Source organism: Chromobacterium sp. CCUG 76385, assembly GCF_059916625.1.
In genome coordinates this window covers 120,201-144,460 of sequence record NZ_JAUCGU010000004.1, presented here as the reverse complement: position 1 = coordinate 144,460, position 24,260 = coordinate 120,201, and the positions used below count along the sequence as shown (strand labels likewise).

General features: G+C 54.8%; 16 protein-coding genes and 1 pseudogene. 11 read left to right on the top strand and 6 right to left on the bottom strand.

The window, feature by feature from the left end; translation table 11 throughout:
- Window positions 1–15 precede the first annotated feature (15 nt).
- The 9 genes and pseudogenes from QUG01_RS05240 (at window position 16) to QUG01_RS05200 (ending at window position 15,991) form a co-directional block, all read left to right on the top strand.
- Window positions 16–2,076 carry a CS1-pili formation C-terminal domain-containing protein gene (locus tag QUG01_RS05240; protein WP_500829200.1) on the top strand — a complete coding sequence of 687 codons (2,061 nt, stop codon included), beginning with the start codon at window positions 16–18 and terminating at the stop codon, window positions 2,074–2,076.
- Window positions 2,069–3,157 carry a hypothetical protein gene (locus QUG01_RS05235; protein WP_500829199.1) on the top strand — a complete coding sequence of 363 codons (1,089 nt, stop codon included), beginning with the start codon at window positions 2,069–2,071 and terminating at the stop codon, window positions 3,155–3,157. The genes QUG01_RS05240 and QUG01_RS05235 overlap by 8 nt, the downstream gene beginning before the upstream one ends.
- A 564-nt stretch (window positions 3,158–3,721) precedes the next feature.
- Window positions 3,722–5,884 carry a type I secretion system permease/ATPase gene (locus tag QUG01_RS05230; RefSeq protein WP_500829198.1) on the top strand — a complete coding sequence of 721 codons (2,163 nt, stop codon included), beginning with the start codon at window positions 3,722–3,724 and terminating at the stop codon, window positions 5,882–5,884.
- A complete protein-coding gene (locus QUG01_RS05225; protein ID WP_500829197.1) occupies window positions 5,881–7,317 on the top strand; it encodes an HlyD family type I secretion periplasmic adaptor subunit in 1,437 nt (478 codons plus the stop codon). The genes QUG01_RS05230 and QUG01_RS05225 overlap by 4 nt, the downstream gene beginning before the upstream one ends.
- A gap of 82 nt (window positions 7,318–7,399) precedes the next feature.
- Entirely contained in the window at window positions 7,400–8,716 is a 1,317-nt protein-coding gene (locus QUG01_RS05220) for a TolC family outer membrane protein (RefSeq protein WP_500829196.1), read from the top strand.
- Between the two features lie 346 nt (window positions 8,717–9,062).
- Entirely contained in the window at window positions 9,063–14,057 is a 4,995-nt protein-coding gene (locus tag QUG01_RS05215; RefSeq protein ID WP_500829195.1) for a TcdA/TcdB pore-forming domain-containing protein, read from the top strand.
- Between the two features lie 249 nt (window positions 14,058–14,306).
- Window positions 14,307–14,588 (top strand): toxin-activating lysine-acyltransferase, encoded by a 282-nt coding sequence (locus QUG01_RS05210; protein ID WP_500829194.1) that lies wholly within the window; start codon window positions 14,307–14,309, stop codon window positions 14,586–14,588.
- 107 nt (window positions 14,589–14,695) lie between these two features.
- Window positions 14,696–15,775: pseudogene (locus QUG01_RS05205) on the top strand (ISAs1 family transposase).
- Window positions 15,776–15,787: 12 nt separating this feature from the next.
- A complete protein-coding gene (locus QUG01_RS05200) occupies window positions 15,788–15,991 on the top strand; it encodes a toxin-activating lysine-acyltransferase (RefSeq protein ID WP_500829215.1) in 204 nt (67 codons plus the stop codon).
- 542 nt (window positions 15,992–16,533) lie between these two features.
- Here QUG01_RS05200 and QUG01_RS05195 read toward each other — a convergent pair.
- Window positions 16,534–16,881, bottom strand: a complete 348-nt coding sequence (locus tag QUG01_RS05195; RefSeq protein ID WP_500829193.1) for a hypothetical protein — start codon at window positions 16,879–16,881, stop codon at window positions 16,534–16,536.
- 358 nt (window positions 16,882–17,239) lie between these two features.
- On the opposite strand from QUG01_RS05195, the gene QUG01_RS05190 reads away from it, so the two are divergent.
- Both QUG01_RS05190 and QUG01_RS05185 read left to right on the top strand, forming a co-directional pair.
- The gene (locus QUG01_RS05190) at window positions 17,240–17,986 is read left to right on the top strand and encodes a winged helix-turn-helix domain-containing protein (RefSeq protein WP_500829192.1); all 747 of its coding nucleotides are present in this window, start codon (window positions 17,240–17,242) and stop codon (window positions 17,984–17,986) included.
- Window positions 17,962–18,429, top strand: coding sequence for a hypothetical protein (locus QUG01_RS05185; RefSeq protein ID WP_500829191.1), 468 nt, complete (start codon window positions 17,962–17,964; stop codon window positions 18,427–18,429). Before QUG01_RS05190 ends, QUG01_RS05185 begins: the two co-directional genes overlap by 25 nt.
- A 125-nt stretch (window positions 18,430–18,554) precedes the next feature.
- Here the strand turns inward: QUG01_RS05185 and QUG01_RS05180 are convergent, their stop codons facing one another.
- The 5 genes from QUG01_RS05180 to QUG01_RS05160 form a co-directional block, all read right to left on the bottom strand.
- Window positions 18,555–19,661 (bottom strand): 3-deoxy-7-phosphoheptulonate synthase, encoded by a 1,107-nt coding sequence (locus tag QUG01_RS05180; protein ID WP_500829190.1) that lies wholly within the window; start codon window positions 19,659–19,661, stop codon window positions 18,555–18,557.
- Between the two features lie 167 nt (window positions 19,662–19,828).
- Window positions 19,829–20,593, bottom strand: coding sequence for a 2,3-dihydro-2,3-dihydroxybenzoate dehydrogenase (gene dhbA / locus QUG01_RS05175; RefSeq protein ID WP_500829189.1), 765 nt, complete (start codon window positions 20,591–20,593; stop codon window positions 19,829–19,831).
- A gap of 2 nt (window positions 20,594–20,595) precedes the next feature.
- Entirely contained in the window at window positions 20,596–21,471 is an 876-nt protein-coding gene (locus QUG01_RS05170; RefSeq protein ID WP_500829188.1) for an isochorismatase, read from the bottom strand.
- Window positions 21,472–21,475: 4 nt separating this feature from the next.
- Window positions 21,476–23,080 (bottom strand): (2,3-dihydroxybenzoyl)adenylate synthase, encoded by a 1,605-nt coding sequence (locus tag QUG01_RS05165; protein ID WP_500829187.1) that lies wholly within the window; start codon window positions 23,078–23,080, stop codon window positions 21,476–21,478.
- Window positions 23,077–24,243 carry an isochorismate synthase gene (locus tag QUG01_RS05160; RefSeq protein ID WP_500829186.1) on the bottom strand — a complete coding sequence of 389 codons (1,167 nt, stop codon included), beginning with the start codon at window positions 24,241–24,243 and terminating at the stop codon, window positions 23,077–23,079. Before QUG01_RS05160 ends, QUG01_RS05165 begins: the two co-directional genes overlap by 4 nt.
- Window positions 24,244–24,260 lie beyond the last annotated feature (17 nt).

Here is a 24,260-nt window from a genome sequence, read left to right as displayed (position 1 = left end):
ATTGCCGAATCGCGCTTGAAGCTGCTGACGCGCAGCGCGGAACAGGCTGGGAATGCCGCTTTACACGCGCTGCCGGCGCAAGGCGGGCATGGCCTGCTGCTGCGCAACGATTTGAGCGTGTTTGCGCAGGGCCAGGGCGGGCTGGCGGGGCGATACAACCTGGATGTCACGGGCAGCCTGCACAACTGGACGCTGGTTGGCGCCACGCAGCTGGCGCAGGACGGCGCTCTCGGCCATGGCTGGCGGCAGACGGTGGGGCAGTGGTACGCGCAGCGCGAATTGCCGCGCCATTTCATCCGGGTGGGCAAGTTCGCCAACGGCGTGCAGGGCCTGGCCCGCACGCCCGCCTTGAGCGGCGAAACGGTGCTGGGGCTGATGGCCGGCAGCTCCGACGCCTTGGTCCGTGACAGCGATTTTCCCAGCCAGACGCCGATACAAGTGAGCGGCTTGCCGGGCAGCGTGGCGGAGATTTTACGCGATGGCGTGTTGCTGCACAGCCAGGCGCTGGAAGGCGGCTTGCAGGCGTTGGATACCAAGCGCCTGCCTGGCGGCATCTATGCGGTTGAGGTGCGAGTGCGCAAGGATGGTGAGGAAGTGAGCCGGCGCCAGGAGTGGGTTTACAAACCGCAGCGTTGGGGCGACCCGGCACAGCGTTGGCGCTACAACGTGTTTGCCGGGCAGCGCAGCGAAAGTACCGGCAGCCGGTTTCATCGGCAACTGGGGTGGAGCGGCGGCGGGATGGTCAATTATTTGCTGCATCCCAAGGTGATGCTGGGCGGTGGAGTGGTGCGCAGCGGTTCGCGCAGCGAGTATGCCGCTACGGTGGATGCCGAGCTGAACGAACGGATGCGGCTGGACGGCGGCCTGTTTTGGCGCGATGGCGACAAAGGCTGGCATGGCCAGCTATTGCGCACCCTGGACGACAACAAGGGCAGCTGGCAGCTGGGCCTGGAGCAGCAATGGCTGCGCAGCGGGGAGGCGCGGCACGTCCTCACTGCCACGGCGTATCGCCAGTTGAATGAGCGCAACAGCGTGACGCTGCAGGCGCGCCACGATGCGCGCAGCGGCAGCGTGGGCGTGGATTTGGGCTTGAACCGCCGCCAGAACTGGCTGGGCCAGGAGGTCGATCTACGTTTTTCCCTGTTTGATCAGCCCGGCACCAGCGGACAGGCGCGCCGGCGCGGTGTGGAGGCGGCATTGAACCTGCATCTGGGCGAGTCCGGGCGTCAGTACCATGCCAGCGTGGGCAGCCGTGCCAAGGAGGGCCGCCAGCAAGCCTATGCCACGGCCGGCATGAGTCAGCAATGGCAAGACGGCGCGCTGCGCAACGTCGGCCTGACGGCGGAGGCCAATGAGCAAGGGCTGGGTTTTAGTGGGAGTGCGGGTTTTCACCATCAGTTGGCGGACGGCGATGCCTTTTTCAGCCGGGGCGCCAACCGCATTTGGACCGGCAGTCTCAATCTGCGCAACGCCGTGGCCTTGGGCGCGGGCAAGGCCGCGCTGGGCGCGGGCAAGGCCGCGCTGGGCGCGGTTGAAGCCGGCAACACGGCCATGATGATTGTGGAGGTGGAGTCCGACGACTCCAATGCCACGCTGAAGGGAGGCGGGCGCTGGGGCGAACAGACGCTGCGCCCAGGCGTCAATCTGCTGTCGCTGACGCCGTATCAGCCGGGCCGAGTCAACTTTATGTTGGCGCAGGCGGAAGAGGCGCAGCCGCTGAGGGTGCGGCCATCCAGCGCCGCCTACCACCTGAACCGCGGCGGCGTGGCTTACCAGAAAGTGAAGATCATGCGCGTGATGACGGTGATGGGGCGGCTGCTGGACCAAAGCGGCCAGCCTTGGGCCGGCGCCAGCGTGGTCAACCATGCCGGGCGTACGGTCAGCGACGAAAACGGTTTGTTCACGCTGGATGTGCATGCGCATACCCCGGAATTGGGCGTGGAGCGCGAGGGGGTCAAGCATTGCAGCCTGCATTTCCAGCCAGAAGAGCTGGGGCTGAGTGAGGGCGTAGTTTTCGTAGGGGATATCGGCTGCTTGGTGAATGGTGTGAAACTTGAAGGTGTAAATAATGTTTAGCATGTTGAGAAAATCTATATTAAGCCGGCTTTGGATATATTTGGGATTATTGAGCTTGTCGCAGTTTGTGTTTTCAGCAGGTCAAGATATTGTTATATCTGACTCAAATAATTTGAATTTATATAGCACTGCTAGTGCGAGAGCTCCGCGCTCTTTTTGCGGGGTTGTCGGTTGCAATCCGGATAAATCATTGCTATTGCCTAGTGGATCCCACACTGCCCGGAGGGGCTCGAGCGGGGAGATAGAAATATTATATAAGTCATATAGCGCGGCTGGCGAAAGAGGAGGGAATATAACCTTCTCGCCGGCACCAGGTGTAAGCCGTGATATGCGTATTAATTTCAGAAGGCTAGGTATTGTCCTTGTCCCAAGTGCTATTCTCAGTAATCTTCAGTGGGATGTCTTTCGTTCAGAATTAAGAAGGGCAATTGCTGATGATTGCCAAGGCATTACTCATGCCGATATAAATATTAATGGCGAGCAAGGCTATGCTTTAATGTTTAAGGAAAGATCTAGTTGTCTTATGCAATTTAAATATAATTTTGGTGGCTTGCAAATTAAGCACGTTGTCGTTGAATATGATTTCAATGCCATTGGCATGCTTCCTGCTGGGAATTATGTGGGCCGACTAGAAGTCGGCGCTGACAACGTTAGAGGTTTGAGAGCGAATAGGACTGAAGCGCTTTCTAGTGTTTCTGATACGTTTTCTGTTGGTTTGACGGTGCATCCCAATATATCGGTAGATGTACCCGATTCTAATGTGGTTTTGCAGAAAAATGCTGATGGTAGTCTATCAAAGGAGGTTCGATTTTTTATTGACACAAATTCAAGATTTTCTATTCAATATGTTGGACGTCATTCTCTTACAAATAATGTTAATACGCATAGTGTTGATTGCGAAGTTCGTCTCCCACTTGCCAATTTTTCAAACAATTCTAATGGCTGGACTAGACGTGATGCATTGGATGTGCGACGGGTTGAGGAGAAGCTCAAGTTTTATATAAGTGGTAATATTGCAAGAACGATGTTGCCAGGCGAGTATCGTGGAAATGTAACGCTTCGGTTTAATGCTGTGCTCTAGTGTGGTTTTGACCAATGTTGATTCAAATATTCATTGATAAAGTCATATTGCTTGTGATGGTGTAAATGAAATTATTTATTCTTATATGTATTTTTCTGTTTCCTTTGCTAGTTTGGATTTCAGTAGAGTGGTTTGCCGTGGTGCTTTCGCAAATATTTGTTGAGCCGGATCTTTTTGCGGATTGTATGTCGTCTGGCCAAATTTCTGAATATCGAGCAGCCATGAATGCCTGTCTTATCAATTCAGGCGGTTACATTGCTGGAAATTGCGATACGCAGTGCAATTTCAACGGATTGGCCGCGCGTCTACGCTGAAACAAGCGCCGCGTGACATTCCATGTCATCGCAAAATATGTGATCAGTTTGCCGACATTCCAACTACCTTACGCAAGGTGTATGCCAAAGTAGTTTTCCTCGCGTAAGCGCGCCTTGTCTGCAAGGTTGTGCCCTAGTCTTTCTCCCCCTACGGTTTCGCCCCCGGCAAGTACCGCGTTGCTTGTAGCGGCGCGCTATTGACGCGCGTCTAAGGGGCGATTTTCTTCCCTTTATCTAGAGCGATGATTGTATGAATGATCCTTTGCCCGCCTTGCGCGAGTCGGAGCAGGCTTGCGCCAGCATGTTGGGCTGTTTGTCCATCCTGCTGCATTTTTTCCGCCTGCCCGCCAACATCGAACAATTGCAGCGCGAGATGGCCGGCCGGCCATGCGATGGCGAGGCGCTGGTGCGCCTGTGTCGGCAACTGGGCTTGAAGTCGCGCAGAGTCAAGGTGGCGGTAGGGCGCTTGGAGCATACGCCTTTGCCGGCCATCGCGGAGTTGCGCGATGGCGGCTTCGTGTTGCTGGCCAAGACGGTGGATGGACGTGTGCTGGTACAGCAAGGCGAAAGCGGAGAAATCGCCATGCTGGAGATGGCGCAATTCGAGGCGATGTGGAACGGGCACCTGGTACTGGCCACCAAGCGCGCGGCCTTGCTGGGGCAGGGCGGCAAGTTTGATGTCAGCTGGTTTGTGCCGGCCTTGCTGAAATACAAGAGGCTGCTGGCGGATGTGCTGGTGATGTCTTTGTTCCTGCAGTTATTTGCCCTGGTTTCACCGCTGTTTTTCCAGGTGGTGATGGATAAGGTGCTGGTGCATCAAAGCATGAGCACCTTGCAGGTGTTGATATGCGGCCTGATTGCAATAGCCGTGTTCGAGGTGGTGCTGGGCGGCTTGCGCACTTATGTGTTTTCCCACACGGCAAACCGCGTCGATGTGGAGCTGGGCGCCAAGCTGTTTCGGCATCTATTGGCATTGCCGATGGCATATTTCCAGGCGCGGCGGGTGGGGGAAACCGTTGCGCGGGTGCGCGAGCTGGAGAATATCCGCGAGTTCATCACCAGTTCAGCCTTGACGCTGGTGATGGACCTGTTGTTCACCGTGATCTTTCTGGCGGTGATGTGGTACTACAGCCCGCTATTGACGGTGATTGTGTTGTTATCGTTGCCGTGCCTGGTTTTGATTGCCGTATTCGTGACGCCCATTTTACGCAAGAGGGTGGACGAGAAGTTTCGTCGCAATGCGGAAAGCCAATCATTTTTGGTGGAGTCAGTCACCGGCATCGAGACCTTGAAAGCCATGTCGGTGCAATCCCAGGCGCAGTCGCGCTGGGAGGAGCTGCTGGCGGCTTATGTCAATGCGAGTTTCCGTTGCGCCAATTTGGGCAATATCGCCGGCCAGGCGGTGCAGCTGGTCTCCAAGCTGTGTTCCGCGTTGATTTTGTACTGGGGCGCGCAGTCCGTCATCGAGGGCAGCCTGACCATGGGGCAACTGGTGGCATTCAATATGTTCGCCGGCCATGTGGCGGCGCCGGTGCTGCGACTGTCGCAACTATGGAATGATTTTCAGCAGGCCAGATTGTCTGTGGAGCGTTTGGGCGATGTTTTGAATAGCCCGACCGAACCTGGTTATGACCCTAATCGATCCAGTCTGGAAGCCATTGCCGGCGATCTGGTTTTTGATCAGGTGACTTTCCGCTATCGGCCAGATAAGCCGGAGATTCTGCGCAGGCTCAGCTTGAAGATAGGGGCAGGGCAAACGGTGGGCATTGTTGGTCCGTCAGGCTCCGGCAAGAGCACCCTGGCCAAGCTGGTTCAACGCATGTATCTGCCGGAATCCGGCCGGGTGATGATAGATGGCTTCGATTTGGCGATGGTGGATACGGCTTGGCTGCGCACGCAAATCGGCGTGGTCCTGCAGGAGAACCTGCTATTCAACCGTTCCGTGCGCGACAACATCGCGTTGGCCGATCCAGGAATGAGCATGGCTCGCGTGATGGAAGCGGCCAAACTGGCGGGTGCCCACGATTTCATTCTGGCGCTGCCGGAGGGTTACGACACCATGCTGGAGGAGAGAGGTTCCAATCTGTCCGGCGGGCAGCGCCAGCGCATCGCTATCGCGCGCGCCTTGGTATGCAATCCGCGCATTTTGATTCTGGACGAAGCGACCAGCGCATTGGATTACGAGTCAGAAAGCATTATTCAGCAGAATATGCGGGATATTTGCCAAGGACGCACGGTATTGATCATTGCGCATCGCTTGTCCACCGTGCGGCACTGCGACCGTATTGTCACGATAGAAAATGGAATGGTTATGGAAGATGGTTGTCACGAAGATCTGTTAAGGCAGGGAGGCCGTTATGCGCGTTTGTGCGCAATTCAGGCCGGGCATGGAAATATAGAGGTTTTAGTATGAAGCAAGTGTTTTTAAAAAAGCTGTTGGTTGTTTGGGCTCGCGCATGCAGATGTGGCCAGCAATTTCAGGATTTTTTTCGCAAGATAGTAAAAAACTGGCAGGACAGAGTAAGCCGGAAGCTTGCCCTCCATGAACGCGAATTTTTGCCTGCAGCTTTGGAAGTGCTTGAAACGCCTGCTTCGCCGGCGGGGCGTTGCTTGGGTTATGTGCTTATGGCTTTGTTTGCCCTAGCTTTGGCATGGGCATGCCTGGGAGAGGTGGGCGTAACCGCTGTCGCTCAAGGTCAAGTGATGCCTGAGGGCGGAGTGAAGTCGATACAACCGCTCGAGGCGGGCATTGTACGCAAGATCCACGTTGCGAATGGCCAGCATGTTGAGGCGGGGCAAATCTTGCTGGAATTGGATAGCACTGAAAATCAGGTGGATGTATCGCAATTGCAGCGGCAGTTAGGGCTGGCCTTGCAGGATATCGAGCGCTTGCGCGCGGTTTTGGTGGGAATCGATCACATTTCTAGGCATACCGCCCTGCCCGGGGGAGAGTATGCCAACACGCCATTGCAGATGCGAATCAAACAGCAACTAGGGGCATACCAAGCAAGGGTTGCCGCATTAATGGCGCAGTCAGCAGAAAACAAGGCACTGCTCGTAGCTAGCCAACTGGAGCAGGAAAAACTAACAGCAAGATTACCTGCGCTGGCTGATAAAGCGGAAGCATGGCGTCAATTAAATGAGCAGGGAATGGCTCCACGCTTGCAATGGCTTGAGTTTGAAAACGAGCGCATCGGAATTCAGAAGAGCCTAGAGGTTGAAATGCAAAGAATGCTGCAACATCGCGCCAATGGCCAGAGAATTCAAGCAGAATTGATACAATATCAGGCTGATATGCGTAAACAATTATTGGGAGAGTTGGCTGAAGCTGAGGATAAGGCTAGTGAAGCAGAGTTGAATATTCGACGCTATAGCGAGCGAGAAAAAACACGTTATTTGAGAGCGCCAGTCAGCGGCCATGTACAACAATTGGCAGTTCATACTATCGGTGGCGTTGTGCAACAGGCGCAGCAACTCATGGTGATTGCACCAGATCATGCCAGGTTGGTTGTGGATGCATTGGTATTGAATCAGGATATCGGCTTTGTGCGTAGCGGGCAGCAGGTAACATTAAAGGTGGATAGTTATCCATATAGCAAGTACGGCACGCTTTCCGGGGTTGTTGAACATTTATCACATGACGCAATACCGGATGAAAAGCGAGGGCCAGTATATGCGGCACGGATTCTTCTTGCTCACGAAACGATTTCCAAGACCGGAATGATGCTGGCACTTCAGACGGGGATGGCAGTTACGGCAGAAATTAAAACGGATAGTCGAAAAGTGATTGATTATTTACTATCCCCCATTCGTGAAGTGATGGGAGAGGCATTGATGGAGCGTTAGTGCTGGTTGATGTAATGAAGCATATTGCTGAGTTATGCGATGAGTATTGCTTAATATAATAACTTTTCATTATTCCCTCCTTATGAAAAACGTCATACAGTATTTCCTGATCACCCCTCTTATAGTGTGTTTGCCCGGCACATCTCTGGCATTCGATTTAGTAGAGGCTTGGGACGCCGCACGTAATTTTAATTCGGAATATGCGGCTGCACAGCATCAACTCTATGCGGAGAGAGAGAAAAATAATATAGGGCGTGCTGGATTGTTGCCTCAGCTTAGCATTGCAACTAATCATACGCGCAATCATTGGGAGTCGGCTGTCGGCATGCCTGACTCAGAGACGCGTAGCTATAGTTTGCAATTAAATCAGCCATTGTTTGATGTGGGGAGGTACGCTGCTTTTCAACGCGGGGGAATTGAGGCCAAAATAGCGGACGTACAATTTGATCTTAGTCGTCAGCAGCTGTTGGCATCTGTTATCAGAGCTTATCTTGAGGCATCCCGTGCGCAAGATTTATTGGCCGCTACGCATGCGGCGAAGAAAGCATATCAGTTGCAGGTTCAACAAGCCTATCTCGCGCAGCGTTTGGGCGCTGCAAGCTTGCTGGAGCTGAATGAAGCACAGGCAGCTCTGGACGGTGCAAGCGCAAAAGAGCTGGAAGACAAAAACGAGCTGGAAAAATGGCAGCTGGAAGTGGGGCGTCTGACGGGGCTGGATGGAAAAATGGTTTGCACTGTAGATAATGTGCTAGCACTGAAGCCATATCCTGAAAGTGAATTTGAATATTATACAAATAGGGCAATGATTGTCAATCATTCAGTCCGGCTTGCGGAGTTGGCTGTCGAAGTATCCAAGTCAGAGGTTCTTGCTAAAAAGGGCTTGCATATGCCGGTATTGGCTTTAAGTGCGGCTTATAGCGATAGGCATGATGCGGATGGATTTCCTGTCAGAAAGCGGGGCAGCAGCGTTGGAGTGGCGTTTTCTATGCCTATTTTTTCCGGAGGCGGTCATCAAGCACAATTGAGAGAGTCATTGGCCAGCAGGGATGCCGCTCAAGAAAAACTGGAGGCTACTCGTCGCCAAGTCAAAGTGCAAATGCGTAAGGCCTTGAATGATATGAATAGCGGTTTGGAGCTAAAAATGGCTAAGGAGAAGTTATTACTCTCCAGCAAGAGTAAGTTGGACTCTACGAAACTAGGCTTGAAAGTTGGATTAAGAAGCCAGCTTGATTTATTGCAAGCTGAGCAGGCCTACCTAAATGCTTTTTCAGGATTAATTGAGAGTAAGCATCGTTATTTGATTTCACATGTTAATTTTGCATTTTTGATGGGGAATCTGGATGGCACCATGTTGTCACGCCTGAATAATGTGCTGAGCATACGTGCCCACTCGTCTTAGTTCATGATGAGTGCGATAATCTTTTCTTAATGCGCATGAGTGAAAAGAATATTGAGTGATGAGCTAATTTAAGCCTGCTTCATATTGAGATGAAGCAGGTTTTTTTGCGAGCTATCATTAGATTTGAAAAGGATATCGAGTATGCATTCATGGGGCGTACTCTGGTGAAAGAAATTCCTAATTTCCATAAAAATAATACCTGATAAGATGTGGTAAGTTTTTTTAAGGGCTGGTGAAGAAAGGATTTGTCATGATGATGGGCTTTTTTATTCGAGTGTGAAAAGCGTTTTGCCACCGCTTGCTTCCTCAAGATTGGCGGTGTTCTATGAAGTAATATTTTTTTAAGGTGATTAAATTGACGACATATGATCAGGCTTTGACACGATTGACGGATTTGATAAATGGAGACCGTCAAGTTAAAAGTTATATCGCTAGTCCTACGGAAGCTTGCGAAGCCGCATCTGCGCGCATATGCTATTTGCTTGGACAGGGTGGCATCGATTACGAAGTACGGGCGATGCAGCTTTGGGAAAGTCCAGGTGACCCAGAACCTGCGAATCATTATGTTGTCATCGCTAAATTGGGTGGGCATCGTATTGTATTGGATGTGACTGCCGGACAATTTGCATCCAGTTCCCAAATTGCAGGTCCTATTATTGCTAATGAAAAAATCTGGTTAGAAAAATTTAGAAGCTTAGGGGATTTATCTAATCAAGCTATTCATTGCCGAGATTTTTCAAGTTCTCTGTTGGCAAGCCATGCTTTGGCAAGTGGAGCTGAACGTCCATGCCTTACGGCAACGGAATGGAAGATATTACATCCACTACCACAGTGGGCGCGCGAAATTGTCCATTACCCAAGATGGGGTACTGCTTACCAGCAGTTTCAGCAGTCTTTGAATGGACTTGCTCGCTTGCGGCCAACGGCAGAACAAAGGGCACAGCAGGAACTGGAGCTTGCTGCTTTATATCGAAATGAAGTTGAGCCATTTCATCAGATTGAGTTGAGAATTGATAGGGGCGAGATTCGTATCCCGAAATTGCTGGCTGATAGGTCAACTTTGAACCAGGCTATGGCAAGTCTTGGACGAAAAGATGTTGAAAATACTTTATTGGCATTGGATAGATATCATCGTGAGGCGGATAGCTTAACTTTGGCAGAAAAAGTTGCTCGTTTAAGTGACTTGGCAAAGCAGGTTGAGTCTGACTATAACGAAAATTACGGTTCGGCAAATTTCAATACAGCCAGGTTTCTTGATAAATTCAGTGAAGAGGTACGTGCTTACGCTATAGGGCTATTGCGTAAAATGGATGCGCGTGAGAGGCTGAATCTTCGCCCTACTTTTCAGCGGGCATCGGCGCTGCCGATTAGTAATAGACGACGTAATGGTGTGGGTCAATTGAGCTATGCTGCTGCTGTCAGCCGGTTGGAAAGTTTACTTGGCGATGAAGCTTTGCAAACGTTGAGAACGGCATCTGGCGCAAATAGTGCAGCTATCTCCCAGCGTATCACAGACATTTTGTCGAAAAATCAGATTGGTTACGAAGTACGGGGGCTGTTGCTATGGTTGAGTGAAGGGGACGTCGCCCCACTGAAGCATTATGTTGTAATCGCTAACTTGGGTGGGAACAAAGTTGCTTTGGATTTATATGCAAGTCAATATGCTGGTGAGGGGCAGAGTAATAATCCCATCATTGCCAATGTGAAAAATTGGGAAGAAAGATTTTTGGCTCTAGATCAAGTCAGGAACCGGGCTGTTAATTACCATACTTTCAGAAGCATGGGCGTGGCGCAAGCCTCACTGAATCGAGATTTCATCAGTCATCAATTGACCGATAGTATATGGACTATCTTGGGAAAGCCTCCGTCATGGGCAGAAAACATAGTCAAATATCCAATATGGGGGGCAAGATATTTGCAATTGTCACAGGCACAGACTCGAGGCGGAGATGCTCGGCCCTCGCGACAGGATTGGACCGATTTAAAGACTTTATGGAATACGGAGGCTGCTAGTTTAGAGGCGGTTGAGTCGCAGATACGCAGTGGGATTCGCAGCATTCCTGCTCAACTTTGGACGCGCGCGCAGTTGATTGTCAAAGCCGGGCAAACAATTGCGAGCAGACATGCGGCCGTTTTGGATTTTTTAGATGTTTATCATAGCCAGCAATCTGAGATGAGCTTGCGGTGGAAGATAGATACTCTGTGTTCGATAGCCAATGCATTGGAAAGATTCTCCAATTCTGCGCTGCGCGGCGCTCGCAACTATAGACCATTTGCAGACGAGGCTCGGGCGTATGCTATTGGTTTGAGGATGCGCGATGGTGCGCTTGCTCATTCTATTTCCGATTCCGAGGAGGGGGGGCAGTGGCGCGAACCTGTAGCCGATGTGCTTAATCGAATGGCTCAGGATATGGCTGAACCATCACTGGCTTTAGATTACCAGCGTCAGCTGATCATTCAGTTGGAAGGTGACGATAATAGTTTTTCTGCCGCTCGCAGTTTATTTGCTAAGCACCCGCGGCATAGCGAATGGATGCAATGGTGTGGAGGGACGAATCCGATGGCTCTGGGATGGGAGACGTCAAGCGCCAGTGTGCAATCGATGGCGCCTCTGCAACTGGATAGCGAAGGGCGTGTGCGTATCGTATTGATTGGGCACGGTAGTAGGGTGGATGGTCAAACCTTGTTTGGTTTCCGCAACGCCCTGGAGCTTCAAACAGAATTGGAAGCGCTTGTCGCACGTCTGCCGGCGGACAAGATCAGCGGCATCCATCTGGACCTGGTGGGCTGTGAGCTGGTGGACAGACAATTGCCGGCTGCGCAAACTTTGCCGGGACAGCTGGCCGCCTGGTTGCAATGCCAAGCGGATATGATGGGTTTGGGACGCGGAGCGGTATCACTGAGTGCGCGCGAGTATCCGGTACGTGTCAATGCCGAAGGTAAAAAGGAAATCCTGACCGAAGAATATGGCTGGATCACCAAGGAGTCGGCCCGCTTGCGAGACCTGCTGCATAAGGTGGAATGGCGTTGGGATCCCGAGGCACGGCAGATGATGCCGACGCCTGCGCAACTGGAGTCTTTATTAGAAGTAGGCCGCGACATTGAAAGCGTGGTTCATCATACCGCCTTGAGCGATGCGGAACGAGCTGCCCTGGTGGAATTACATCAACAGGTTGGTGATGACGTGCGGCAACACCTGTTGGGCGAACAGGCGCCGGATGCTGCGCATCGAGGCAGCGTGTCGGTTTACGCTGTGCAGAACATTGCCGCGATTCATCGTGCCGAACAGTGGTCTATTGCGGTCCAGGCACTGAAGCGAAGGGAAAGCCTGGACGATAGTTGGCTGGCGACGGTGCAGGTTCGGCGGTCGCACACCGGAAGCGGCATGGAGATTCGATTGATCAAGCGCGACACCGGCGAGGTGCGCTGGGTGCGCGACGAGAATCCTATTTTTGCGCAGTTCAATGATATTTCCTTGATGACGGAGCACTTGGCCAGCACATTTCAATGGAGCGCGGCAGAGCAGCGTCTAGTGGCGAGGCCGGACATAGAGCAAAGCCGGGGGGTGAACAGTTTGAATGCGGCATTCATGCTGCAAACCCTGATGAGCGTCAATCCGCGCAATGGCGGTCTGAATGCTGTGAGCGATGCAGCCAAGGTGCAAATTTACAGCCAGTTGGTGCAAAACAGCGTCGGCTTGGCGGAGGACGCCGCGCAGCTGGCCGGTTCGATACGCAGCGCGCTGGAAACCGAATGGAGCTTGGCTGCTCGTGGCACGGAGTTGATGTCGCGTGTTGCTGGCGTTGCCAATCCTGTGCTTGATGCTGTCAATATCGCCGCGACGGTGGTTAAGTTGCAGCAAACCAGCGATCCGGCTGCTCGTGCGGAGATAGAGGCCACGCTTGGCACTTCCGTCGTCATGAGTGGTTTGAATATAGCCAGTTTGATTGCTGGCTTGACAGGCGCTGGTGCTGTAGCTGCGGGTTTGAGTGCGTTGGCGGTGCCGCTGACAGGGTTGGCTGTGGGATTGCCGGCCTTGGTCGAGAATTACCAGCGCTTGCGGCAAGGCTTTGACCAAGCGTCGCAACGGTTGGATGCTATCGCGAACAGTATTGAGAGTGCTGGATTCCATCTGGAGCATGGCATATGGCAGCTGAATCCTGGAGCGGTCGTCGATCGCATTGATTTTCGTAGTGGTCAATTGCATTACGGCAGCGTGGAAATCAATGCGACTAAGGGCGGGAGTGCGCACACGGTCACGGGGGGGTGGGACCATTATTTTGCCCGCCCTGATCCGGATACCCATCGTTGGCTGGATGTGTATGCTGGCCTAGGTTTAGCTAGACAACAGGCATTTTCGCTTGATCCATCGCAGCCAAATTTACCAGTTTTGTTGCCTGCCGCAATCAGTCGCCGGCTGACCTTTGATTATCAGCAAGTGACAGGTAGGCGAACTGCCAGTGCGCCTGCCATGGATCGTTTACGCGCGCATTTTGGAACGGATTTTGTCCCGCGCATGTATGCGTTTCCAACCGATTGGGCTATTTACCGATTGGATGAGACGCGCCGGTCTACAGCCATCGAAGTGAACTTGGATGCATCAGCTCGCACTTTGATTATGCCGACGGTGGCCGATGCCGATGATCGCGGCTTATTAAGTTACACATTGAATGGCGGTGGTGGCGCGTATGCTGTCGTTTTGCCGGCAAATCCACTGAGCTTGAGGGTAGAGGCGAGTGGCAATGCCCAAGAGCGTTGGATTTTCGATGTGGACTATGCATTAAAGCAGCACAGCATTCAAGATGGTCGCGTTGTGCTTGGCGAGTTGAAGCCGCAGGTTTTCTCTGGGTTGGGCATTCAAAATAATTCGATTTCGATGGGTGGGCATACGGTGTCGTTCCATGGAGTAAACCGTCCGGCTGCTGTATTGTTGCGGCATCGTATTGGGGATGGGGCGCAAATTTGCTTAAATGTTGATTTGGCAGGGCGGCGCTATGAGTCTTCGCTATTATTGAGTGAAACGCCAACGGGAGCTAGCTTGGCGCCGTTGCAGCAGTTTTTTTCTAGCAGCGATGCGCAGACTTTATTGCGTAATGGCCGAATCGCAATGGTTGTCGGAAGGGAGGCAGGAGAGATTGAAATTGCCAGTGGCTTATCAGCTATCTTGCCATTTCGATTGAGCGCGCCAGAGACCGAAGGCAGCGGACTATCCAATGCTGATGTGAACAGTCAGCGATTGACACATGCCATGACAAGTTTTCCCTCGCCTGATGCGGGATCGGACTCGTTGCATCCTGCTGATGTTTCACGCCCCTCTTCTATGTTGAGTCACACAATCTAAAGGAGTGTGATTGCCGGTCATGGTAGACCATGGCTGGCCATTTTTGACTCTCATTTGCCTCTCTCAGGCAGGGTAAGATCGTTCATTAATGCGTGGTAATGATTGGTAAGATTTTTAAAGGGTGTGGCATGGGAATTAAGTTTTAGGATTCTCTTATTGTGTGAGATAGTTTGCAACTACCTGCAAAGAATAGTTACTTTGTTTAACTTGATTTTTTTTGCGCCATTATGATAAGCGGCTTGACTGGGTTTGGCTAAAGAGAATTTCCATATAAAGATTGTAGATTTTCATAGTAACTATATTCAGCGACATGATTTTTTGGGCGATATTATATCATTCAGCCTAAACTCAGATGATCATAAAAAATATACGTTGGAACAATGGGCGCGACGCATTGTGCCTGCTTTAGAATTGGGACAGTTCTCATACTATCTAAATGATGAAGGACTTCCTTTGGATTTTTGTAATTGGGTAATTTTTTGCTGCTGTTCGAAATGCTCTATTGGCAGGAGATCGGGATGTATTGCCTGAAGATTGGCAGGGCAATCGCACCCTATTGCCATAAATAAACAGACTTGCCAACCCGCCCAGACTTGAGGTGAACTCCCGGGTTTTACCGGTGCAGGATGGGAACATTGATGGAACATTTGGCCGAGGTGCCTGAGCCGAGAACCGGGCGCTACATCGCCCATCCGTTGGACGAAACTCTGGTGATTGCCGTGTGCGCCATCTTCGCGGGGGGGGCGGAGAGTTTTGTGGAAGCGGTCGAGTGGGCGGAGGTCAAGGAGGCTTGGCTGCGGCGCTTCCTGCCGTTGAAGAACGGCATTCCTTCTCACGATACCATCAACCGCGTGTTCCGACTGCTGGATCCCAAGCAGTTCGAGAACGCCTTCCGCAGCTGGACGCAAGGACTGCTGGGCTCGTTCCAGTAGATCGCCATCGATGGCAAATGCCTGCGTGGCACCGCTCGCGGCGCGCACAGCCCGGTGCACATGGTCAGCGCCTTCGCTACCGAACTGGGCTTGGCGCTGGGGCAGGAGAAAGTTGCTGACAAAAGCAATGAAATCAACGTGATACCGGCGTTGCTGGCCGCGTTGGATGTGGAGGGCTGTCTGGTCAGCCTGGATGCGATGGGCTGCCAGAAAGAGGTGACCCAGACCATCGTGGCGCGTAAAGCGGACTATTTGCTGGCGGTGAAGGAGAATCAGCCCAAGCTGCGTCAGGCCGTGGCGTGCGCGCTGCATGACCATCCCACCGAACGAGTGGCCAGCGCGCAAAAGGGGCATGGCCGCACGGTGTTGCAACATGTCGTGATTGCCCCGGCGGAAGGCATTGTCGACGCTCAGGCCTGGCCCGGCTGCCAAACAGTGGGCTGCGTGGATTCGGTGCGGCTGGATGGTCGCGGACAATCGGCGCTGGAGCAGCGCTATTATTTGTCGTCGCGCGCGTTGAGCGCGGAATAGCTGGCGCAGGCGGTGCGCCGTCATTGGGCGATCGAAAATGGCCTGCATTGGTGTCTGGATGTGATTTTTCGAGAAGATAACTGCCCATTGCGCGAAGATCATGGACCGCAGAATTTTGCGCTGCTGCTGAAATTCGCGCTCAACCAGCTGCGCAGCTCGCCGTATCAGGCCAAGAAAAGCATGCGGGTGCGGCGCAAGCGTGCTGGCTGGGATGATGACGCGTTGGCCGAGTTGCTGGGCATGTCGCCTTTATAACGTGAAGGTGCGATTGCCCTGGAAGATTGGCGGTCTGGGGACTGTGCATTTATAGTTGAGTTAATCGCGCCATTTGGTCATGAAAAGCAGGTGGTGGCAGACGTGGCAGAGCGTGTATTTAAAATTGCGCGTGGCGGAAAGATTTGTGTGTGGCGCAGTTTAATACAAACAGATATAGGATATGTTGCCAAGGCCGTGGAATGGATTGGCGTTTGAGGTGGGAAAACTGATAAATGCTATGATGCAGTGAAATACAGCAGCGTAAGATCCGCTAGTAGTAATAAACGCAAAATACTGTAACATGCTGGGTGTTGCCTAGATATTTCGTCCAAGAAATTCCTGGGAGCAGCGCCTAGCCTACATTCGGAATGTTTTTGTCTGTTTCAGGCCATCCTGGTCGCTGGTGCGTGACTCGGGAAGACGTTTGCAGAACAATCGTTGTAAGAGCCGCTAACAAAACCCCTGATCCTGCGTTGCGCCTCCTTGCCGTACTATTTGCACTGTCTGCGTTGGCGCGCCTTGGCTCAGTTACTCTTCGAGGTTTGTTAGCGGCCCTAAGCGTGAGTTGGCCAGCGGCGGAGTTTGCGTTTGGTGATTGCCGATATTGACAAGCTGGCTATGTTGAGCATTGATCAGGCGGTAACCTTCTATTAGCGGCAGAGGGAGGTTCACGTAGCAATTGACGCGGTGGCGGGCCGCTTTCCACGGGGTTATCCGTTAGAAAGCAGCTGCTCCATGAAAAGATCCTGAGTGGATTATTAGAAGTTATTTCCTGATGCGCCAGACAAGACAATGTGTTGTTGCTTTGATTTGGAGGGCTGTAATGGGAAACTACGCCATGGGGCGATCATACATTTCAACATGTCTTCTTGTTCTTGTTTGTTGGAGGGTTTAATGATGATCCGGATCGTGCCGTCGTCATTTCTTTTGCTACTGATAGAAAGCCATGTGCTATGAGTCTTGATGGATTTGACTTCCATTGAGTTCATGATCATATCGCATATGGTATTGGTTCCGATGCCAATGGATATGTGGATGTCAGGGTTGCCATCGCATAGCTGATTTGAAATAAGCTCATCAAGGAAAAGTTGAAAGTTGGCCTGCATGTCACACCTCGGTTCAATTAATGTCACCTAATTAATATAGTCTATTTAAGCATGAATTTCCATACCAACCTCCTTACCACATAAGAAATGAAATTACTAGCCTTACCAACCCTTACGCGAATTGATTTTCATTGCGGATTTTGATGAGCTTTATTTGCGTGGACGTATTTCTAGCTATGTAGATGCATAAATCTGAATTGGTATGGTTTCAAATTGCATGGCTCATATCTGTTGTGATGGACAGCAAATTTAAATTTTTTTACTATAATTAAAAAAGTGGTATGTAAATTTTAAATTGCCGCTAATTTAATTTGCATTGGCTGTCTGTGGATTAGTATAAATAATGAGGATATCATCCATGAGATGGATTATAGAGCACAATATAATTTATGACTATACAGAGGGAGTGTTGGAGGCCTCCGATGGTAGAAAAGTGGATCTTAAGTATAATGAGAATGTTCTTCTCAGTAAGCTGGTAAACGGATTTTTCGAGAAGCATGCTCTTATGGAGGCTGTTTGGGGGAAGCTAATAGTAACTGATTCAAGTTATCATAAATTGATATTTGAGTTAAGAGCACAGTTCGAGCGTATCGGTCTTGACCCTAAGCTGATTAAGACTGTTCCTAGGCGAGGGTGCATGTTTGTAGGAGTATGCGAGCGTAGTGAGGACGATTTTCAAGAAGATGAAAAAGGCGTAAGGGATGCGGAAGAGAACCGAAGTGATTCTCCAGCAGAACTGGCGATTTCTGATTCTGGACAAAATGATGATCGCAGCCTGGATGAGTCTTTGGTCAATATTGGAAATAAGTATGCTTTATTGACAGGGCGTAAGGTTAGAGATGTTTTGTTTTGTATTCTTATCGCATCCTTAGGTTTAGTCTCAGGATGGTTTTTTTCTGATTTTTTACCGGGTTTTTATATAAATAAAATTAAGAAGGATAATGGATCAATTTATGTGGTAGGCTTGCTATATAAAGATGTTCCCAAGTTGCCTGGTTCTAGTGGCGATGTATTCTACATCAAGAATAGAAAAGGAACTTCGATATATTATTGCGATAAGCATGATGGGAGTGATTTGAATTGCAAAAATCAAATAAGCTTTTAATTGGATTTGGGATTTTTTTTCTTTTTTTGTATATTGGATATTCTTGTAATAATTATCTATTTGATAGCAGGGTGGTCTGTACCGCGAAAATATCTGAGTTAAAGTTCCCACGTAAGGATGGAAGGATTGTTACTGTTAATGGGTTTATCGACCTTGATATGAAAAATGAAACAGTATATTTTTTCTTTCAATCTCCAACGGGTGATTTTGTGAATAGAATGCTGCATTTTTCAACGCGTTATGCTGCAAATGGAGAGGTTAAGTCGGCTGTTATTGATAAAAAGATCATATCTCGATCAGAATATGGTAATCTGGGAGACGAATATCATCTTTACGATGTTGGGACTAAGCATTTATTAAATATGATACCGGTAACGAATAATGTCACTCAGGTGAGTTTTGGTCCTTTAAGTTTTTTTTGTGAAAATGAAGAACGTATATAGTAGATGGCACAAGCAGGCTGTGAATTGATTCTTGGGTTCGTACTGTGCCAATTAGACCGCACATCCAGATTTTCTATTGACCGGTCGCTTCTCTGTCATTGACTGCGCGACCGGGCCTGATCAACTTATTTCATAAGCAATGGCTTTAGTTTCGAGTGTGCCTCGCGCAAGATGCGTGCCGTGGTGTCCCAGTCCACGCAGGGGTCGGTGATGGAGCAGCCGTAGCGCAGTTGGGACAGGTCGGCCGGTATCGGCTGGTTGCCGCCTTCGATGAAGCTCTCCAGCATGAAGGCGCGGATGCTGCGGTTGCCGTGGACGATCTGCGAGACCGCGTCGGCCAGCACCATGGGCTGCAAGGCGTGGTTTTTCCAGGAGTTGCCGTGGGCGCAGTCCACCATGATCACCGGCGGGATATCGCGCTTTTTCAGCGCCTGTTCGGCCAGCGCGACGCTGACCGAGTCGTAGTTGGGCCGGCCGCCGCCGCCGCGCAGCACCAGATGGCCATGCGGATTGCCGCGGCTGTTCACCACCGCGACTTGACCGGCGTGATCCATGCCCAGGAAGGCGTGCGGGCTGCTGGCGGAGACGATGGCGTTGAGCGCCGCGTCCAGGGTGCCGTCGGTGCTGTTCTTGAAGCCCACCGCGCTGTCCAACGCCGACGCCAGTTCGCGGTGGATTTGGGATTCCGTGGTGCGGGCGCCGATGGCGGTCCAACTGTACAGGTCGGCCAGGTATAGCGGCGACAGCGGGTCCAGCGCCTCGCCGGCCAGCGGCAGGCCCAGTTCGGCAGAGGCCAGCAGGAAACGCCGGGCGATGTGCATGCCCTCGTCCATGCAGCAGCTGTCGTCCAAATACGGGTCGTTGATCAGGCCTTTCCAACCCACGCTGGTGCGCGGTTTTTCGAAATAGGCGCGCATGACTATCAACAGCGTGTCGTCCAGTTCCGCCGCCAGTTCGGCCAGTCGCTCGGCGTAGTCCAGGCCGGCGCGAGGATCGTGTATCGAGCACGGGCCGATTACCACCAGCCAGCGCGGATCTTGTCCGGAGAGCACGCGTTTGACGGCGGCGCGGCCGGCATGCACCGATTGCGCCGCGCGCGCGCTTTGCGGCAGGCTGCGCAGCAGTTCGGCCGGGCTGGGCATGGCGCGGTAGTCGGCCTGGCTGGCCGGCGGCAGGGAGGGAGGGTGGCCGGCAGCGCGCGAGGGGCTGTCTGGCCGGGCGAGGGTGGTCATGGGTCTTCTCCGCGAAGCGATCCGCAAACCGTCAGCGGATGCGCTCCGTTGTTTGCGGCAGGAGCGGCGCGGGTAGCGGCCGCTCCGGATGGTGGCATGTGCGACAGGACAGCGCGGGCTTGCCACGGTTCAGGGCAAGAATAAGGGGGCACCGCGACGCGTGCATGTCAGGCCGCCAGCGTGGCGCCGCCATCCACCACCACGTCCTGCATGGTGATGTGGCCGGCCAGATCGGAAGCCAGGAACAGCACGGCGCTGGCCACATCGGCCGGGGTGGCCAGCTTGCCCAGCGGAATGCCCAAGCGAAACGCTTCCGGCTTGCCGGCGATGGTGCGGGCCGCGCCGCTGTCGTCCCGCCACATGCCGCGCAGCATCGGCGTGTCGGTGGAACCGGGCGACACCACATTGCTACGTACGCCGTACGGAGCCAGCTCCAGCGCCGCGTTGTGGCTCAGGCTGACCAGCGCGGCCTTGGACGCGCTGTAAGCGGCCATCTCCAGGCGCGGCACATGGGCGGCGTTGGACGCCACGTTGACGATGGCTCCGGCGCGGCGCGCCTTGAAATGCGGCAGCAGCGTGCGCATCAGGTAGAAGGGGCCGCTGACGTTGACATCCAGGCATTGCTGCCAATCCGCCAGCGACAGCGTGTCCAACTCGCCCAGGCGCAACACGCCGGCGGCGTTGACCAGCACGTCGGGCAGCGCGTCCTCCTCGGCTAGCCGGCGGCACAGCGCGGCCACGGCATCGGCGTCGCGGATGTCGAGCGGCAGCTCGCGCAGCATGCCGTCGCGCGCGGCGGCGCGCTCGAACTGCCAGTCCAGCGCGATGACGCGCGCGCCGGCTTCGACAAAGCGGCGCGCCGCCTCCTGGCCTATGCCTTGCGCCGCGCCGGTGACCCACACGCATTGGCCGCTGAAATCCAGTCCGCGCATGCTCAGGCCTCCTGCGGCAGCTTGGCGGCGATGGCGGCCCACCAGCCGTTCAGCGTGGGTTCGCGCGCCAGGTCTTCAAAGCCGATGTCGAGACCCTGCGCCTGCCACTTGCCCACCAGCTCCATCAGGCGGATGGAGTCCAGGCCGTAGTCCAGCAGATTGTCGTCGCCGGCCAGGCTGTCGTCGCCATCGGCCAACACGGTCAGCACCTGGGTTTTCAGCCAGTCGCGAGTCCATGCTTCCTGCCCTCCCTCTGTCAGGGAGGAAGCGGTGATGACCGCGCCGCAGCGGGTCGCCACATAGCGCAGCGCCATCTTGTGCTCGTCCTCGCTGAAGTCGGCCACCGCGTCGCCGACCATGAAGGCCTGGATGTCGCGCATGAAGGCGTCGCAAGCGGTCATCATGCACCCGATGTGGGCATAGACGCCGCAGATCACCAGCTGGTCCCGGCCCCAATCTTTCATCCTTTGCTGCAGGTCGCTGCGCTGGAAGGCGCTGTAGCGCCATTTGACCAGCACGGTGTCTTGCGGCCGCGGCGCGATCCGCGGCGTCACCGCTTGCAAGGCCGGATCGGCGGTGGTGAGGCCAGGGCCCCACATATCATTCAGCAGCGCGCGGTCTTCCGGCTTTTGTTCCGTCGGCTGCGCGGTGTAGACCACCGGCACGCCGTGGCGGTCGGCCCAGTCGCGCAGCGCGGCGATGCGGGCGGTCAGCTCCTGCATCAGCGGGCTGTCCTCGCCGTAAAAAGCCAGGAAATAGCGCTGCATATCGTGGATCAGCAGCGCGGCGCGGGCGGGGTCGACCTGCCAGGCGGTTTTGTTGGCCGGAAAGTCGGCGGCTTGCGGCAAGGGGTAGGCGTTGAGTTTGGGGATGCTCATGGGTTCAGGCTCCGGCTGCGGCGGCTAGCTGGGCGCGCAGCGTTTGTTTGTCTATTTTGCCGACGTGGGTCAGCGGCAGGGCTGCGGTCAGCTCGAAACGATCCGGCAGCTTGTAATCGGCCACGCCGATCTCGCGCAGGAAGCGGCGCAGGGCCACCGCCCGGAGGCCGTCGCCGCGCGGGACGATGAAGGCGCAGCTCTTTTCGCCCAGCATGCTGTCCGGCATGGCCACCAGCGCGGCCTGCGCCACTTGCGGGTGTTGCAGCAGCAGGTGTTCGATTTCCTCGGCCGCGATCTTCTCGCCGCCGCGGTTGATCTGGTCTTTTACCCGGCCCACCACTCGCAGATAGCCTGTCTCGTCGGCCACCACCATGTCGCCGGAGTAGTAGAAGCCTTCGTTGTCGAACACGCGGGCATTGTGCTCAGGCGCCAGGTAGTAGCCGCGGAAGGTGTAGGGGCCGCGGGTGGCGAGCATGCCGGGCGTGCCCACGGGCACGGCACGGCCGGCCTCGTCCACCACTTTCACCTCGTCGCCGTCGCTCATCGGCCGGCCCTGGCAACCAAAGACGATGTCGTCGCCGTCGTCCAGCCGGGTGTAATTGACCAAGCCCTCGGCCATGCCGAAGACCTGCTGCAGCTTGCAACCCAGCACGGCCGGCACCTGGCGCGCCATGGACTCGGCAAAGCTGGCGCCGCCCACTTGCAGCAGTTTCAGGCTTTGCAGCTGGGCCTCTCGCCCCTGCGCGGCTTGCAGCCACAGTGCCACGGCCGGCGGCACCAGCGCGGCGATGTCCACCTGATGCCGCTCGATCAAGGCGAAGCAGGCCAGCGGTTCCGGGCTGGGGGCCAGCGCCACGGCGCCGCCGGCATGGAATACGCCGAGCGCGCCGGGCGAACTGAGCGGGAAGTTGTGCGGCGCAGGCAGCGCGCACAGGAAGCGGGTGTGCGGTCCGAGTTCGCAGATTTCGGCGCTGCGGCGCACGCTGTAGAAGTAATCGTTGTGGGTGCGCGGAATCAGCTTGGGGGTGCCGGTGCTGCCGCCGGACAATTGGAAGAATGCGACTTCGGCCGCATCGGATGGGCCGGCGCCGGCCGGCAGCTCGGCATCGTTTTGCAGCGCGGCTTCCAGCGTGTCGTGCGCGAACAGATGCAGGTTCAGTTCGGGCGAGATCGCGCGCAGCTCGTCCAGCATGGCGTCGTCGTGAAACAGGCCATGGGTGCGGTCCGCGATCAGCAGTTTCGGCCGGATCTGCCGCGCGTAGGCGGACAGTTCCAGCTTCTGATGGCTGAACAGCGCGTTGACCGGCGCGACGCCGAGCTTGAGCAGCGCGAACAGCGCGATATAGAACTCGGCCACATTGGGCAGCTGCACCAGCGCCGTGTCGTGGCGGCGCAGGCCTTGCCTATGCAGCCAGGCGGCCAGATTGCGGGATTGGCGGTCCAGTTCGGCGTAGCTGATGGCGCGTTCGCCGCACAGGATGGCTGGCGCATGCGGACGTTCGCGGCATTGCCGCTCCAGCATCTCGGTCATCGGCAGGTCGGTCCACCAGCCGGCGGCGCGATAACGGGTGGCCAGCGCTTGCGGCCATGGAGTGAAGGCGATGCTCATGCCAGCGCCTCCATGCCGGTGAGTCCGAAGGCGGCCAGCATGGTGCCCAGTTTGGCCTGAGTTTCCGCCCATTCCGATTCCGGCGTGGACGCCGCAACGATGCCGGCGCCGGCGAACAGGCGGGCGCGGTTCTTGGCCACCGTGGCGCAGCGTATGGTCACCGCCCACTCGCCATTGCCTTCCTCGTCGCACCAGCCCACCATGCCGCTGAACACGCCGCGCTGGAACGGCTCGATCTGGCCGATCAACTCGCGAGCGGAGGCCGTGGGGAAGCCGCAGATGGCCGGCGTGGGATGCAGCAGGCAAGCCAGCTTCAGCGCCGTCATGGCGGGGTCGGCCAGCCGGCCTTCTATCGGCGTGCCCAGATGCCACATCGCGCGGGTGCCGAGCAGGGACGGCGCATCGGGGATGGATAATTCCACGCAGTGCGGCGCCAGCGCGCTGCGGATGTCCTCGATCACCAGACTGTGTTCGTAATGGTCCTTGGCGGATTGCAACAAGGCGTCGCCTGCGGCCTGATCGGCGCGGGCGTCCGTCTGGCGTTTGGCGGAGCCGGCCAGGGGGAAGGTATGGACGCTGGCGCCGTGCTTGCGCAGCAGCAACTCCGGGCTGACGCCGACCAGATGGCCGCCAGCGGCCAGCGGCAGCTGGAACTGGTAGCCGTGCGGGTTCTGTCGGCACAAGGCATCGAATATCTGGTCGGCCGCCAGCGGTTCGGCAAACTCCACCTCATACACGCGGGACAATACAGCCTTGCGGATATCGCCATGGCGGAAGCGGGCGATGGCCTGGCTGACGGCGGACTTGAAGCCCGGCTCGTCCGGCAGGCTGCGCGCGCTGACGGCCCGGCTGGCGGCGGCCGCGCGGCGGGAGGCGGCCTCTAGCCGCTCTGCGCGGTCGAAAAAGCCGTGGCAGGACGGGATGAACAGTTCCGACGGTTGATCCATATCGAAAGGAATGGCGCCCATCAGCACGGGTTGGTCGATGCCGGCGGCGCGGGCGCGGGCGCGGGCGAAGGCTTGGCTAACGGCGGTCTGGAAGTGGCGGTCTTTCGCCGGAACGCTCAGGCGGCTATGGATGCCGGCGGCCTTCAGGCTGCGATGGGCGGACAGAAAATAAAACACAGCGTCCGTCTGTTCGGTCATCACGGATGGCTTGCTCATGGCAGGCTCCAGTTGAT